The 13,794-nt window shown below is 71.1% G+C and carries 11 protein-coding genes; 2 read left to right on the forward strand and 9 right to left on the reverse strand.

Translation table 11 applies throughout. The annotated features are described in order from the left end of the window. Window positions 1-26: 26 nt before the first annotated feature. The 3 genes from BM237_RS08660 to BM237_RS08670 are packed head-to-tail and all read right to left on the reverse strand — an operon-like array spanning window position 27 to window position 4,680. On the reverse strand, window positions 27-893 hold the full coding sequence (locus BM237_RS08660; RefSeq protein WP_245793500.1) for an HAD family hydrolase: 867 nt from the start codon (window positions 891-893) through the stop codon (window positions 27-29). Beyond that, window positions 890-3,523, reverse strand: a complete 2,634-nt coding sequence (locus BM237_RS08665; RefSeq protein WP_093848963.1) for a phosphoribosyltransferase — start codon at window positions 3,521-3,523, stop codon at window positions 890-892. Before BM237_RS08665 ends, BM237_RS08660 begins: the two co-directional genes overlap by 4 nt. After that, window positions 3,520-4,680 (reverse strand): HpcH/HpaI aldolase/citrate lyase family protein, encoded by a 1,161-nt coding sequence (locus BM237_RS08670; protein WP_093848964.1) that lies wholly within the window; start codon window positions 4,678-4,680, stop codon window positions 3,520-3,522. Before BM237_RS08670 ends, BM237_RS08665 begins: the two co-directional genes overlap by 4 nt. Before the next feature lie 180 nt (window positions 4,681-4,860). Between BM237_RS08670 and BM237_RS08675 the strand changes: the two genes are divergently transcribed. Further along, complete coding sequence (locus BM237_RS08675; protein WP_093848965.1) at window positions 4,861-5,880, forward strand: TerD family protein; 1,020 nt, start codon at window positions 4,861-4,863, stop codon at window positions 5,878-5,880. A 54-nt stretch (window positions 5,881-5,934) separates the two neighbouring features. On the opposite strand, the gene BM237_RS08680 is transcribed toward BM237_RS08675, so the two are convergent. The 6 genes from BM237_RS08680 to BM237_RS08705 form a co-directional block, all read right to left on the reverse strand. Beyond that, the gene (locus BM237_RS08680) at window positions 5,935-6,660 is read right to left on the reverse strand and encodes a TerD family protein (RefSeq protein ID WP_425443672.1); all 726 of its coding nucleotides are present in this window, start codon (window positions 6,658-6,660) and stop codon (window positions 5,935-5,937) included. A gap of 191 nt (window positions 6,661-6,851) precedes the next feature. Further along, entirely contained in the window at window positions 6,852-8,015 is a 1,164-nt protein-coding gene (locus BM237_RS08685) for a DUF475 domain-containing protein (protein ID WP_093848967.1), read from the reverse strand. 73 nt (window positions 8,016-8,088) lie between these two features. Next, window positions 8,089-8,667, reverse strand: a complete 579-nt coding sequence (locus BM237_RS08690) for a TerD family protein (RefSeq protein WP_093848968.1) — start codon at window positions 8,665-8,667, stop codon at window positions 8,089-8,091. A gap of 143 nt (window positions 8,668-8,810) precedes the next feature. Beyond that, a complete protein-coding gene (locus tag BM237_RS08695; protein ID WP_093848969.1) occupies window positions 8,811-9,386 on the reverse strand; it encodes a TerD family protein in 576 nt (191 codons plus the stop codon). 120 nt (window positions 9,387-9,506) lie between these two features. Further along, a complete protein-coding gene (locus BM237_RS08700; protein ID WP_093848970.1) occupies window positions 9,507-9,965 on the reverse strand; it encodes a peroxiredoxin in 459 nt (152 codons plus the stop codon). 144 nt (window positions 9,966-10,109) lie between these two features. After that, entirely contained in the window at window positions 10,110-10,550 is a 441-nt protein-coding gene (locus tag BM237_RS08705; RefSeq protein ID WP_093654740.1) for a DUF3052 domain-containing protein, read from the reverse strand. A gap of 420 nt (window positions 10,551-10,970) precedes the next feature. On the opposite strand from BM237_RS08705, the gene aceE reads away from it, so the two are divergent. Continuing rightward, complete coding sequence (aceE, locus tag BM237_RS08710) at window positions 10,971-13,703, forward strand: pyruvate dehydrogenase (acetyl-transferring), homodimeric type (RefSeq protein ID WP_093848971.1); 2,733 nt, start codon at window positions 10,971-10,973, stop codon at window positions 13,701-13,703. Window positions 13,704-13,794: the final 91 nt, after the last annotated feature.

Genomic DNA, 13,794 nt, shown 5'->3' on the forward strand with positions numbered 1-13,794 from the left:
TCCTCGCTCAGGCCCGTCGTCCCCGCTCAGTCCCGCCCGGTGTGCGCGAGGAATTCCCGCAGTACGCGCTCCCCTGCCGCGACCCCGCGCTCTGGCAGGGCGGTGATGTGCGGGGCGGTCCAGCCCAGGTCGGCCAGCTCCCCGTGGCCGGGCCGCCAGCCGGTGTCGGCGGCCAGCAGCAGGTCGGCGTCGAGGAGGGAGTCGCCGGCGGCCAGGACGTGTTCGGCGCCGGTGCGCCGGGCGACCTCGGCGACGGCGGCGCTCTTGGTGAGCGGGCGCGGCACGGCATAGAGCTTGCGGCCTTGGAGGGAGACCGTCCAGCCGCGCGGCCCGGCCCAGTCGGCCAGTTCCTTCACCCAGGTGCCGGGCAGCTTCTCGCGGTCCACGACGAGGTAGGCGAACAGCTCCTCGGCGACGCGCTCCTTGAGCAGCCAGCCGGGATCGGCGGTCCCCACCATGCGGGCGCGCACCTGCGCCAGCGGCGCGCAGTCGGCGTCCAGGGCGCGCCGTACCCGGGCGTGCCAGGCGGGGTCGGACTCGCCGTCCACCATCAGATGGCCGCCGTTGGCGCAGATCGCGTAGCGCGGGGGCGGGCCCGGCAGGTGGATGCGCCCGTACTGCTCGCGGGTGCGGGTGGTGGTGGGGACGAAGACGGACCGGTCCGCGAGTTCGGCCAGCAGGGCGGCGGCGGTCTCGGTGAGGTACGACAGGGGCCTGGACCGGTAGACCTCCACGCACAGCAGGCGCGGGGCCTCGGCGTCGGGCACGGTCAGGCCGAGGGCGGCGGCGGAGTAGATGAGGGTGCGGTCCAGGTCGCTGGCGACCAGGGCCGTGCCGCGCCCCGGGACCGCGGGCGCGGGGCCGGTCGCGGCGTCGGCCGCCGGGCGGCTCATCGGGCGGCCTTTCCGTCGGCGCCGGTGGCGCCGCGCGTGTAGCGGGGGTGGATGAGGCCGACGCAGGAGTAGGGCAGGTCGTCGGTCTCCTCGACGGGTACGCCGCGCTGTTCGGCGAGCAGCCGGATGTGCTCCAGGTCGGCGCCCGCGCCGCGCCGGGCCAGGATGCGCCAGGGGACGCGGCGCAGCAGCACCCGGGTGGTCTCGCCGACACCGGGCTTGACGAGGTTGACGTCCCCGATGCCGTACTCCTCGCTGATGCGCTCCACCGCCCTCCAGCCGGCCCAGGTGGGGGCGCGGTCGGCGGCGAGCAGTTCCGCCACGTCCGCGGCCACGTCGGCGCGGACGGCTTCGAAGCGGCTCGCGACGGTGTCCAGGAAGAGGTTGGAGACGTCCCCTCCGGCCAGTTCGCGGTAGTACTTGGCCCCGTGGAAGTCGTCGGGTCCGACGAGGTCGGCGCGCAGCACGGTGCGCGAGACGAGGCCGGAGACGGTGGAGTTGAGGCAGGCGGAGGGGATGAGGAAGTCCTCGCGGGTGCCGTAGGTGCGTACGCAGCCGCCGGGATCGGCCAGGACGGCGAGTTCGGGGGCGAAGCCGGGGAAGGGGCGCAGGGCGTCGGCGAGTTCGCGGGTGATGGCGCCTTTGCCCGTCCATCCGTCGACGAAGACCACGTCGGCCGGGTCGTGGTGGGCGGCGAGCCAGCGCAGGGCGGTGGTGTCGATGCCGCGGCCGCGGACGATGGAGACGGCGTAGTGGGGTATGTCCAGGCCGTGCACCTGCCTGGCCCAGCGGCGCATCAGCACCCCGACGGGGGTGCCGGCGCGCGCGAGGGAGGCCAGCACGATGCCCTTCTCGCGGCCGTCCCGACCGCCCCGGCCGCCGTCCCGGCCTGCCGTTCCGTCCCGGCCGCCCCGCTCGGTGAGCAGGGTGTCGGTGACCGCGCCGACGGCGCGGGCGATCCGGTCGGCGGAGGTCTCCAGCGCCTGGTGGAACAGCCGCTGGTACTCCCGGCTGGGCTGGTACTCCACCGGCAGCGACTCGGCGTAGTGCGCTCCGCCGGACTGGATGGCCTCCTCGCGCTCCTCGGTGGGCGCTTCCAGGGTGACGTCGGAGAGGTCCTGGAGCAGCCAGCCGACGTCCTCGGGGGCGTAGGAGGAGAAGTGCGGGCCGCGCAGCGGTGCGGGCAGCGGCCGGTGGGAGGGGACGACCGCGAGCAGTACCCGGCCGGTGTGGGCGGCGAGGTGGGCCAGCAGGCCGTCGGGGGCGTGGAGGGCGGGGGTGTCGGCGGCGGAGTCCACGACGGCGACGACGGCGTCGAAGCCCCGGCCCGCGATGTTGTAGGCGTACCGGTCGCCCGGCCGGCCGGGGGTGCCGTCGGCGGGGTCGTCGTGGGCGGGGAAGACCAGGCGGGTGCGGATGGCGTAGCCGGGCTCGTCGACCGCCAGGACGGGCGAGCGGGTGGTGGTGGAGTAGCGGACCTCGGTGCCGGTGGCGCCGGTGAGGGCGTCGGCCAGCCGCAGCGGCGCATACATCAGTTCCTCGCACCCCAGGACGAGCACCCTGCGCGCCCCCTCGGGGAGGTGGGCGGCGATCCGCTGGGCCATCGCGGGCAGCGCGGCCTCCAGCCGGGCCCGGTGGGCGGGGGTGAAGCCGTGCCGCCCGCCGTCGGGCAGGCCCGTCGGCCAGCCCAGGTCGACGCGGCGCACCTGCTCCGGATCGAATCCGGGCGCGGGCCGCGGCGGCGGGCTGTCGTGGGCCTCGACCAGGGCGGCACCGCGCTCCAGTACGCCGTCGGGCAGGCGTACGGTGCCGGTGGCCAGGGCCACCACGTCGATGCGGGCGCCGAGCTCGGCGGCGAACTTCTCCAGCCGGGCCCGGTCCCGCGGTCCGCGCAGGTCGGTCAGGGCCACGATCACGTACCGCTCGCGCGGGAAGGTGCGGTGCAGTGCGGTGATGGTGTTGAGGACGGTGGTGCCGGTGGAGAACTCGTCGTCCACCAGGACCAGCGGCCCGTCTCCGGCCAGCAGCTTTGGGTCCTGCGGCAGCAGCAGATGGGAGGTGGCGTGGGAGTGCTCCTCCTCGAAGCCGCCCACCGGCTCCACGCCGGGGACGGCGCGGCGGGTGGAGTGGAGGTAGGGGGCGGTGCCCAGGCCGTCGGCGACGCTGTGGCCGAGGCCGGTGGCGGTCTCGGCGTAGCCGAGGACGACCGCGCGGCCGGCGTCCGCGCCCAGCAGCTCGCGGACGCGTTCGCCCAGGCGCAGTCCGGTGCCGTGAACGGTCCCGGGGAGCTGGGGGACGTGCTTGCCGAGCACCTGGGAGACCAGCAGGTGCGCCCGGCGGGGGTTGCGTCGCAGGGCCAGGCCGAGCAGGTCGCGCAGGCGTCCGGCCTCCTCGCCGGGCGGGGCCTCCAGCCGTACCTCCAGCCGCTGTGCGACCCATTCGCCGGACCATTCGCCGGGCCCCTGACCGGACCTCTGGCCGGGGCCGGGCCCACTGGTCTCCCCCGGTGCCCCGGACTCCCGTCCGTCTGTGCGCCCGTCCGCGTCCGCCGCCTGCGTCACCCTGCCGTACCCCTCGCCGTGGTCGCGGCCGTGGTCGCGGCCGTGGTCGTCCTCGTTCGTATGACTCATATGCTCCCAGCCGCCAGCAGCTCGACGAACCCCACGCCCTCGTGCGCGACGCCGAAGGCCTCGGCCCGCAGCAGGGTTCGCTCGGCCCAGGCGCGGTGCGGCTTCACCTCGTTCATCTTGTTGGTGTAGGCGGAACGCAGCACTCCGCCGCCGCAGCGCTCGGGGCGCAGTATGTCCGTGGCGTCGCTGAACTCCTCGTGGCTGACCACCGACAGGGCGTGGACGGGCGCGACGTGGGAGGGGTGGATGCACGTCTTTCCCTGCAGACCGTTGGCCCGGTCCAGACCGATCTCGCGCAGCAGCCCGTCCATGTCGTGCTCGATCAGCGCGGCGCGCAGCTCCTCGGCGCGGCCGGTGAACGGGCTCTGGCGCAGCTGCGGTTTGAACATCCGCTCCTGGAGCCGGAAGTACTCCCACACGGGTCCGGTGACGGTGAAGCCGGTGCCGTCGGCCCGGCCGAGCACGTTGACCACGTCGGCTATCACCGAGGCGACGATCTGCACGTCGTAGGCGGTCATGTCGGGGCTGCGGCGCAGTCCGTAGGCGGAGCAGAAGTCGGTGACGCCCAGGCGGAGCGCCAGGACCCGGTCGCGGTACTTGTCGACGGTGCGGGCTATCCCGGTGAGCGTCTCCACCCGCGTCTCCAGGTGCAGGAGGTCGGGGGACTCCAGGACGGGCATGGCGAACAGCCGCCGCCCGCAGTCGGCCTCGGCGGCGGCGAGCGCCTCCAGGAAGGGCAGTCCGCGCTCCTCGGTGAACTTGGGCAGCACGAAACCGGACAGCAGACGGGTGCTGGAACCCAGGCGCCGGACCAGGGAGGTGATCTGCGCGGGCTCGCGGACACGGACGAACAGCAGCGGAGGCTCGGCGGAGGCGGAGGCGGCCAGCTCGGCGAACTGCCGGATCAGGTTCTCCTCGGCGCCGGGCACTTCGGTGTCGTCGATGGAGTCCTCCAGGCAGAGCACCATGGAGACCACGCCCCGTCGGGCCTGCTTGAGCACGTCGTCGGCGAGCCGGGGGCGGGTGGCGGGGCTGTAGAGGGTGGCACCGAGGGCCACCGACAGAAGACGGGCCGGGGATCGTGCCGAGAACTCGGCCGGTTCCTTGTGGAACAGTTCCCGCCGCACCTGCGGCGAAAGGTGTCCGAAGTGCCGCATAGGACCCCCGTTCCGTCACCGGCCCCATGTCTTCCATGAGCGAGAACCGGCCGATCATCGTAAGCACGCACGTGGCTCAAAAGTTACTCGAACGCATGAACATAGCATTACTTACGCATAAACCCGGGGTGCCGAGGCACCCGCGTTGTACCGGCGGGCCGCGACAGGCAGGATGGCGCTATGACGCACGCGATGCTGAAGGGGTCGAACATCCAGCTCCACGCGACGGCCGTGCGCGCCGTACTGCGCTGGACACCGGGCACGGGCGTCCGCGACGTCGACGCCTCCGCGCTACTGCTGGGCGCGGACGGGCGTGTGCGCTCCGACGAGGACTTCGTCTTCTACAACCAGCCGCGACACCCCTCCGGGCTGGTGCGGTACCTGCCCAAGAGGCGCGAGCCGGAGGGGCTGACGGACTCGGTCGAGGTGGACCTCGGCCGCCTGGAGACGTCCGTGGAGCGGGTGATGCTGTCCGCGTCGGCGGACGGCGGCACCTTCGCCGATGTGCGCGACCTGGTACTGCTGGTCGTGGACGCCGACGGCGGTGAGACGATCGCCCGTTTCGAGATCCGTCCCGAGACGGGCTCGGAGACGGCGCTGATCTGCGGTGAGCTGTACCGGCGCGGGGACGGCTGGAAGTTCCGCGCGCTGGGGCAGGGATACGCCACCGGGCTGGTCGGGCTGGCGACGGACTTCGGCATCTCGGTGGAGGAGGCCGAGTCGGCCGCGCCCGGGGAGCCCGGTCAGACGATCCCGCAGCCGCCTCCGGAGCCGGGCTTCCCGCAGCCGGAGCCGATGCCCGAACCCCGCCCCGAGCCGCAGCCGCACCCCGAGCCGCCGCCCGGGCCGAACCCTCCGTCGCCGCGCCCCGTCCCCGGTCCCACCCCCGGGCCGGAACCGCTGCCCGAGCCGGAGCCGCCGCACCCCGGGCCGGGACCTGAACCGGGGCCCGAGCCGGGGCCCCGGCCCGAGCCCGAGCCCGCCGCCGCGTCGCACCCGACGGCGCCGGTGCCGGCCGGGCCGCCGCCGGGACCCGCCTACGGATACCCGCAGCCCGCCACGGGGGTCCCCCCGGCGCAGCCCGCGTACGGCTATCCGCATGTGCCCCCGCCGCCGGCCCGGCCCCCGGCCCACCGGCCCGGCACACCCGACCCGGCCTTCACCCTGCCGCCCCAAGGCCCGCAGTTCGTGGGACGTTAGCCGGAGCGCCCGGTGTGGCTCCCCGCGCGGGGAGCCACACCGGCCGGCCACGGGTCACGCCCGGTCCGCCTTGTTCTTGTAGCCGCGCCCCCACTGCAGACCCCAGCCGTAGAGCCGGTCGAGTTCCGACTGGAAGCCGTAGACATAGCGCACCTCCCGGCGGACCACCAGTTGCCCCTTGGCGTCGTTCTCGATCAGCACCACCGCGCAGGAGCGGGCCTCGGGGGCTCGTTCGTCGAGGCCGATCTCGATGCGCGGCCCGTTGCTGGGGATCAGCGAGACCACCGCCTGGGTGCGGTCGAACGCCGGAGTCCCGTCGTAGATGTAGACGAAGACCAGCAGCCGCTTGATCTCGTCCTTGTGGTCGAGGTTGACGTAGATGGTCTCGCCCGAGGAGCCGCCGAACCTGTCGTCTCCGCTGAGTTTGACGTACGGCGGCGCGTTGATCTCCCCCAGCAGCCCGCCGAGCGGCTGGACGACGCCCTTGGAGCCGTCCTTCAGCTCGTACATGCAGGCCAGGTCGAGGTCGACCGTCACCACGCCCCGGGTGTGCCCCTGCACCGGCTCGGGTTTGAACGCCTGGAGCGGGTTGCGCAGCAGGCCGCCGCGCCGCGGCCGCCCGTCGAAGTCGGACGAGCGCATCCGCCAGGAGAGATTGACCTGCAGGTGGCCGCTGTCGGCGCCCTGCCGGGTGAGTGAGATCGCCGAGTGCCGCTTGGTCAGCTCCACCGCGTACGTCGACGCGCCGCCGACCGTGTCGAACTTCGGACCTCTGCGCATGCCGCTGCGCCAGTTCTCCCACAGGGAGACCATGACTTCCTACCCCCAACTCCCGAGCGGACCGTCCCATGAACGTGCCGTGACTGTGCCGTGCCCCTGCCGTCCGCGTGCCTGCGGTGTCATGCCGCGGGGGCGGCCACGAGACGTCTCGTGGCCGCCCCCGCACAGAGCGTTCCGCAATCGGGGCGCCGTCACACGCCCGAGGGGACTTCCGGCTTCTGCGCCGGGCTGCCTCCCTCGCCTCCCCCCTCGTCCCCGCCCTGCACGGCCTCCTTGCGGTTGTGCCGCACCGAGGTCCAGAAGGCGGTGCCGATCAGCGCGACGCCGATGAGGCCGGTGATGACCTCGTTGACGTGCCACCTGATGGTGACCAGCAGCAGGATGCCCAGGGCGCCGATGGCGTAGTGGGCGCCGTGCTCCAGGTAGCGGTACTCGTCCAGCGTGCCCTGGCGGACCAGGTAGACGGTGATGGACCGGACGTACATCGCGCCGATGCCCAGACCCAGCGCGATGACCACGGGGTCGTTGGTGATGGCGAAGGCGCCGATGACGCCGTCGAAGGAGAAGGACGCGTCCAGGACCTCCAGGTAGAGGAACATGAAGAACGCGGCCTTGCCCGCGAGCAGGACGACCGGAGCCTGCTTGCCGGCGCGCCGGGCGGCCTCCTCGGCCTCGTGCTGCTGTTCCTCGTCCTCTTCGATCTTGTTCTCGAAGTGGCTGGAGAGACCGTTGACGATCAGATAGGTGAGCAGACCCGCGATGCCCGCGAGGTAGACCGTCGCGGACTCGTCCGCGTGTCCCTCGTAGAGCACGGCCTGGGTGCCCAGGACGGAGCCCGAGATCAGCAGGGCGATCAGTGCGACGACCACCGCGAGGCCCTCGACCTGGCCGAAGCGGGCCAGCGGGCGCTCGACCACCTTGAGCCAGTGGATGTCGCGCTCCTCGTCGAAGAGGAAGTTGAGGAAGATCATCAGCAGGAACATGCCGCCGAAGGCCGCGATCGACGGGTGGGCGTCGGTGACCAGCTGTTCGTAGCGCTCCTGGTCGTTGAGCGCCAGGTCGACCGCCTCGATCGGCCCCAGCTGGGCCGAGACGGAGACGATCACGATGGGGAACACCAGGCGCATGCCGAACACGGCGATGAGGATGCCGATGGTGAGGAAGATCTTCTGCCAGAACTCGTTCATCTTCTTCAACACGCCGGCGTTGACGACGGCGTTGTCGAAGGACAGCGAGATCTCCAGGATGGAGAGGATCCCCACCAGGGCGAACGCCTCCCACCCCCCGAACAAGAAGGCGGCGACGAGTCCGGCGGCGGTGACGCCGAAGGACCAGCCGAATGTCCTTAGAACCACTGATTACCCAATCTTCTCTCTGGTGGGAGTCCCCCCACGCCGTGGGCGGTGCGGGGCCGCCGCGCGGCCCGCTTTACGAAACGTTTACTCCGAAGTCTAGGGCGATGCCCCGCAGCCCTGACGCGTACCCCTGGCCGACGGCCCGGAACTTCCACTCGCCCCCGTAGCGGTAGAGCTCCCCGAAGATCATCGCGGTCTCGGAGGAGGCGTCCTCGGTCAGGTCGTAGCGCGCCAGCTCGTTGCCGTCGGCCTGGTTCACCACGCGGATGTAGGCGTCGGTGACCTGGCCGAAGCTCTGCCGCCGGGCCTCGGCGTCGTGGATCGACACCGCGAAGACCACCTTGTCGGCCTGCTGGGGAACCTGGGTGAGGTCCACCAGGATCGTCTCGTCGTCGCCACCGCCCGTGCCGCCGACCAGTTCGTCGCCCGTGTGCTCGACCGATCCCTCGGGGCTGGTGAGGTTGTTGTAGAAGACGAAGTACTCGTCACCGAGCACCCGGCCGCCCGCGCACAGCAGCGCGCTGGCGTCCAGGTCGAAGTCCGCGCCCGTGGTGGAGCGGGCCTTCCAGCCCAGCCCGATCTGGACCTGGGTCAGGTTCGGTGCGGCCTTGGAGAGGGAGACATTGCCCCCCTTGGCGAGCGTGACGCCCATGTTGCTGATCCTCTCCCGATGCGATGCGCCCAGTGTTCCCAGAACATCCGGCGCCGCATACCTCCCGGACATGGAAGTCTGCGGCGCCGGAGACTGCCGGGATCGGGTGGAACCGACCGGCGGCAGGAGGTGACCGACAGGTCTCAGACGTTCACCCCGAAGTCCTGCGCGATGCCGCGCAGGCCGGAGGCGTAGCCCTGGCCGATGGCCCGGAACTTCCACTCGGCGCCGTGGCGGTACAGCTCGCCGAAGACCATGGCGGTCTCGGTGGAGGCGTCCTCACTCAGGTCGTAGCGCGCCAGCTCCTTGTTGTCGGCCTGGTTCACCACCCGGATGTAGGCGTTGCGGACCTGGCCGAAGCTCTGCTGGCGGGTCTCGGCCTCGTAGATCGACACCGGGAAAACGATCTTGGTGACCTCCGCGGGCACCCCGGCGAGGTTCACCTTGATGACCTCGTCGTCGCCCTCGCCCTCACCTGTGAGGTTGTCACCGGTGTGCTCCACGGAGCCGTCGGGGCTGGTGAGGTTGTTGAAGAAGACGAAGTGCTGGTCGGAGACGACCTTTCCCTCGGCGTTCGTCAGCAGCGCGCTGGCGTCCAGGTCGAAGTCCGTGCCCGTGGTGGTGCGGGCGTCCCAGCCGAGACCGACGATCACGGCGGTCAGGTTGGGGGCTTCCTTGGTCAGCGAGACGTTGCCGCCCTTGCTGAGGCTGACTCCCACGAGTCCTCCCGTTTGGTCATAAGGAGCACGATGTGCCCCCGTTGCGTGGATGCCGTTCGATAACGAGCCGATCCTAGTGATCGGTTCCCTGCCTTCACACGGCCCTGCGGGTACGCGGCCCTACAGGCTCTCGAGGGCCTTCGCGTACTCGTTCAGATCACGTGCGTCGGGCAGCGCGTTGACGACCGCCCAGCGCACCACGCCCTCCTTGTCGATGATGAAGGTCCCCCGCACCGCACACCCCTTCTCCTCGTCGAGGACGCCGTACTCGCGCGCGGTGTCGCCGTGCGGCCAGAAGTCCGACAGCAGCGGGTAGTCGAGCCCTTCCTGCTCCGCGAAGACGCGCAGCGTGAAGGGCGAGTCGCACGAGACGGCCAGGAGCTGGACGTCGTCGTTGACGAAGCGGGGCAGCTCGTCACGCAGGGCGCACAGCTCGCCGGTGCACACCCCGGTGAAGGCGAAGGGGTAGAAGAGCAGGACGACGTTCTTCTCGCCCTTGAAGTCCGCGAGCCGCACGGTCTCGCCGTGCTGGTTTCTCAGCTCGAACTCCGGGGCCTTGGTGCCCACCTCGATCGCCATGGACGCGTTCCCTTCGGTGTAGGTGACGCCTCCACCCTACGCAGGGCTCGCCCGGCCTCCTCGAAAAGCGCCGAGCCCCCGGTACGGCGGGCGCCGTACCGGGGGCTCGACCCGGCCTTCGGGAGGCCGGGGGTCAGTGCTGAGTCACCGCTTGCCGGTGCGGGCGGTCTTCGGGGTGACCAGGCGATTGCCGGTCCAGTCCTTGCCAGCGTTGACGGTGCTGGTCTGGGCCAGGCCGGCGGTCTGGGCCGCCTCGCCGATCTCGCTCGGCTCGACGTACCCGGGCCGTCCGGTCTTCGGCGTCATCAGCCAGACCGGGGCACCGTCCTCGACCAACGTGATGGCGTCCACCAGCGCGTCCGTCAGGTCGCCGTCATCCTCGCGGAACCACAGCACCACGGCGTCGGCCATGTCGTCGTAGTCCTCGTCGACGAGTTCCTGGCCCGTGATGGCCTCGATTCCCTCACGGAGGGCCTGCTCGGCGTCGTCGTCGTAACCGAGCTCCTGGACCACCTGCCCGGGCTGGAAACCCAGCCTCGCGGCGGGGTTGGTCCGCTCCTCCGCGTGGTCCGCGGTCGCGCTCACGGATTGCCTCCTGTCATCTTTCGAAAGTAGGTGGTGCCCGCGCGGGCGCGCGGGGCATGTGGGCGTAGTCCACACGGGCTGGACCGATCGCGCAAGTACCCGGCCGCCGATCCCGCCCAAACGTTGACGTGTCGCCGCACACCACCTGAACCGCTGTGGCACACGGCACACCCGTACGCCTATTTTGCCCCAATGAGTGGGGAATAAGATGGGATCGAACGGCCGTGCGCGGACCGCGGCGGCCTTGGGCGTAGGGTTGCCGTTCGGCCGACTCACGCCCCGGCCGCACCGGCCCGGGCACCCGGGCGTCTCACGGAGTGGGGTTACCCCTCGGTAGAGATGACGTATCCGCCCCAGCGGTACACGATGGGAGACGGCGCGACATCCCAGCAGAGCAAGACCGAACAGCGAAGGAATAGCGTGGCTTCCGGATCCGATCGCAACCCGATCATCATTGGTGGCCTTCCCAGCCAGGTCCCGGACTTCGATCCCGAGGAGACCCGGGAATGGCTCGACTCGCTCGACGCCGCCGTCGACGAGCGGGGCCGGGAACGTGCCCGCTACCTGATGCTCCGCCTCATCGAGCGTGCCCGCGAGAAGCGTGTGGCCGTGCCGGAGATGCGCAGCACGGACTACGTCAACACCATCGCGACCAAGGACGAGCCGTTCTTCCCCGGCAACGAGGAGATCGAACGCAAGATCCTCAACGCGACCCGCTGGAACGCGGCCGTGATGGTCTCGCGCGCTCAGCGGCCGGGCATCGGGGTGGGCGGCCACATCGCCACCTTCGCCTCCTCGGCCTCGCTGTACGACGTGGGCTTCAACCACTTCTTCCGCGGCAAGGACGGCGGTGACGGCGGCGACCAGATCTTCTTCCAGGGCCACGCCTCCCCCGGCATCTACGCCCGCGCCTTCATGCTGGACCGGCTCACCGAGGCGCAGCTCGACGGATTCCGCCAGGAGAAGTCGAAGGCGCCCGACGGTCTGTCCAGCTACCCGCACCCGCGGTCGATGCCGGATTTCTGGGAGTTCCCGACCGTCTCCATGGGGCTCGGCCCGATCGGGGCGATCTACCAGGCCCGGATGAACCGCTACATGCAGGCGCGCGGGATCGCCGACACCTCCAACTGCCATGTATGGGCCTTCCTCGGCGACGGCGAGATGGACGAGCCCGAGTCCCTGGGGCAGCTCTCCCTCGCCGCCCGCGAGGGCCTGGACAACCTGACCTTCGTGGTCAACTGCAACCTCCAGCGGCTCGACGGCCCGGTGCGCGGCAACGGCAAGATCATCCAGGAACTGGAGTCGGCCTTCCGCGGCGCCGGCTGGAACGTGATCAAGGTCATCTGGGACCGCTCCTGGGACCCGCTGCTGGCGCAGGACCGCGACGGCGTGCTGGTCAACAAGCTGAACACCACCCCCGACGGCCAGTTCCAGACGTACGCCACCGAGACCGGCGCGTACATCCGCGAGCACTTCTTCGGCGGCGACCACCGGCTGCGGAAGATGGTCGAGAACATGACCGACGAGCAGATCCTGCATCTGGGACGCGGCGGTCACGACCACCGCAAGGTGTACGCGGCCTACAAGGCGGCCCGGGAGCACAAGGGCCAGCCGACGGTGATCCTGGCGCAGACGGTCAAGGGCTGGACGCTCGGCCCGAACTTCGAGGGCCGCAACGCCACCCACCAGATGAAGAAGCTGACGGTCGAGGACCTCAAGCGCTTCCGCGACCGGCTGCACCTGCCGATCGCCGACAAGGAGCTGGAGTCCGGCCTGCCCCCCTACTACCACCCGGGGCGGGAGTCGGAGGAGATCCAGTACATGCACGACCGGCGGCGCGAGCTGGACGGCTTCACGCCCAGGCGCGTGGACCGCTCCAAGCCGCTGGTGCTTCCGGGCGACAAGACCTACGCCACGGTGAAGAAGGGCTCCGGCCAGCAGCAGGTCGCCAGCACGATGGCGTTCGTGCGGCTGCTGAAGGACCTGATGCGGGACAAGGAGATCGGCAAGCGGTTCGTGCTGATCGCCCCCGACGAGTACCGCACCTTCGGAATGGACTCGTTCTTCCCGTCGGCCAAGATCTACAACCCGCTGGGCCAGACCTACGAGTCGGTGGACCGCGAGCTGCTGCTGGCGTACAAGGAGTCCCCCAACGGCCAGATGCTGCACGACGGCATCTCCGAGGCCGGGTGCACGGCCTCGCTGATCGCGGCCGGCTCGGCCTACGCCACCCACGGCGAGCCGCTGATCCCGGTCTACGTCTTCTACTCGATGTTCGGGTTCCAGCGCACCGGTGACCAGTTCTGGCAGATGGCCGACCAGCTCGCGCGCGGCTTCGTGCTCGGCGCCACCGCCGGCCGCACCACGCTGACCGGCGAGGGTCTGCAGCACGCCGACGGCCACTCCCAGCTCCTGGCCTCGACCAACCCGGCCTGCGTCGCCTACGACCCGGCCTTCGGCTTCGAGATCGCCCACATCGTGCGGGACGGTCTGCGCCGGATGTACGGCGAGAACGCCGAGGACGTCTTCTACTACCTGACCGTCTACAACGAGCCGATCAGGCAGCCCGCCGAGCCCGAGGGCGTGGACGCCGAGGGCATCGTCAAGGGGCTGTACCGGTACCGGCGGGGCGAGGCCGGGTCGGTCCCAGCGCAGATCCTCGCCTCCGGCGTGGCGGTGCCCTGGGCCGTGGAGGCCCAGCGCATCCTCGCCGAGGACTGGAACGTCCGGGCGGACGTCTGGTCGGCGACCTCGTGGAACGAGCTGCGCCGTGAGGCGGTCTCGGTGGAGCGGCACAACCTGCTGCACCCGGAGGAGGAACAGGGTGTGCCGTATGTGACCCGCAAGCTCCAGGGGACCGAGGGTCCGGTGCTGGCCGTCTCGGACTGGATGCGCTCGGTGCCCGACCAGATCGCCCGCTGGGTGCCGAACCGCTACCAGTCGCTGGGCGCGGACGGTTTCGGCTTCGCCGACACCCGCGGCGCGGCCCGGCGCTTCTTCCACATCGACGCCGAGTCGATCGTCCTGGGCGTGCTCACCGAACTGGCCGGGGAGGGGAAGGTGGACCGCTCGGTGCTCAAGCAGGCCATCGACCGGTACCGGCTGCTCGATGTGGCCGCCGCCGACCCCGGCCCGGCGGGCGGGGACGCCTGATCCCCGGCCGCGACCGGCGGGTTTCGCTGATGTGCCGCTGATGTGCCTCGGCCCCGGCTTCCGAGCCGGGGCCGAGGCGCGTCACATGCTG

The organism is Streptomyces mangrovi, assembly GCF_900114215.1.
Classification (GTDB): domain Bacteria; phylum Actinomycetota; class Actinomycetes; order Streptomycetales; family Streptomycetaceae; genus Streptomyces; species Streptomyces barkulensis.

Excerpts from the sequence above, each read along its gene's own strand:
- BM237_RS08680 (WP_425443672.1), bottom strand. The coding sequence starts at position 6,660 with ATGCGCAGAGGTCCGAAGTTCGACACGGTCGGCGGCGCGTCGACGTAC.
- BM237_RS08700 (WP_093848970.1), bottom strand. The coding sequence starts at position 9,965 with ATGGCGATCGAGGTGGGCACCAAGGCCCCGGAGTTCGAGCTGAGAAAC.
- BM237_RS08670 (WP_093848964.1), bottom strand. The coding sequence starts at position 4,680 with ATGCGGCACTTCGGACACCTTTCGCCGCAGGTGCGGCGGGAACTGTTC.
- BM237_RS08665 (WP_093848963.1), bottom strand. The coding sequence starts at position 3,523 with ATGAGTCATACGAACGAGGACGACCACGGCCGCGACCACGGCCGCGAC.
- BM237_RS08690 (WP_093848968.1), bottom strand. The coding sequence starts at position 8,667 with ATGGGCGTCACGCTCGCCAAGGGGGGCAATGTCTCCCTCTCCAAGGCC.
- BM237_RS08660 (WP_245793500.1), bottom strand. The coding sequence starts at position 893 with ATGAGCCGCCCGGCGGCCGACGCCGCGACCGGCCCCGCGCCCGCGGTC.
- BM237_RS08675 (WP_093848965.1), top strand. The coding sequence starts at position 4,861 with ATGACGCACGCGATGCTGAAGGGGTCGAACATCCAGCTCCACGCGACG.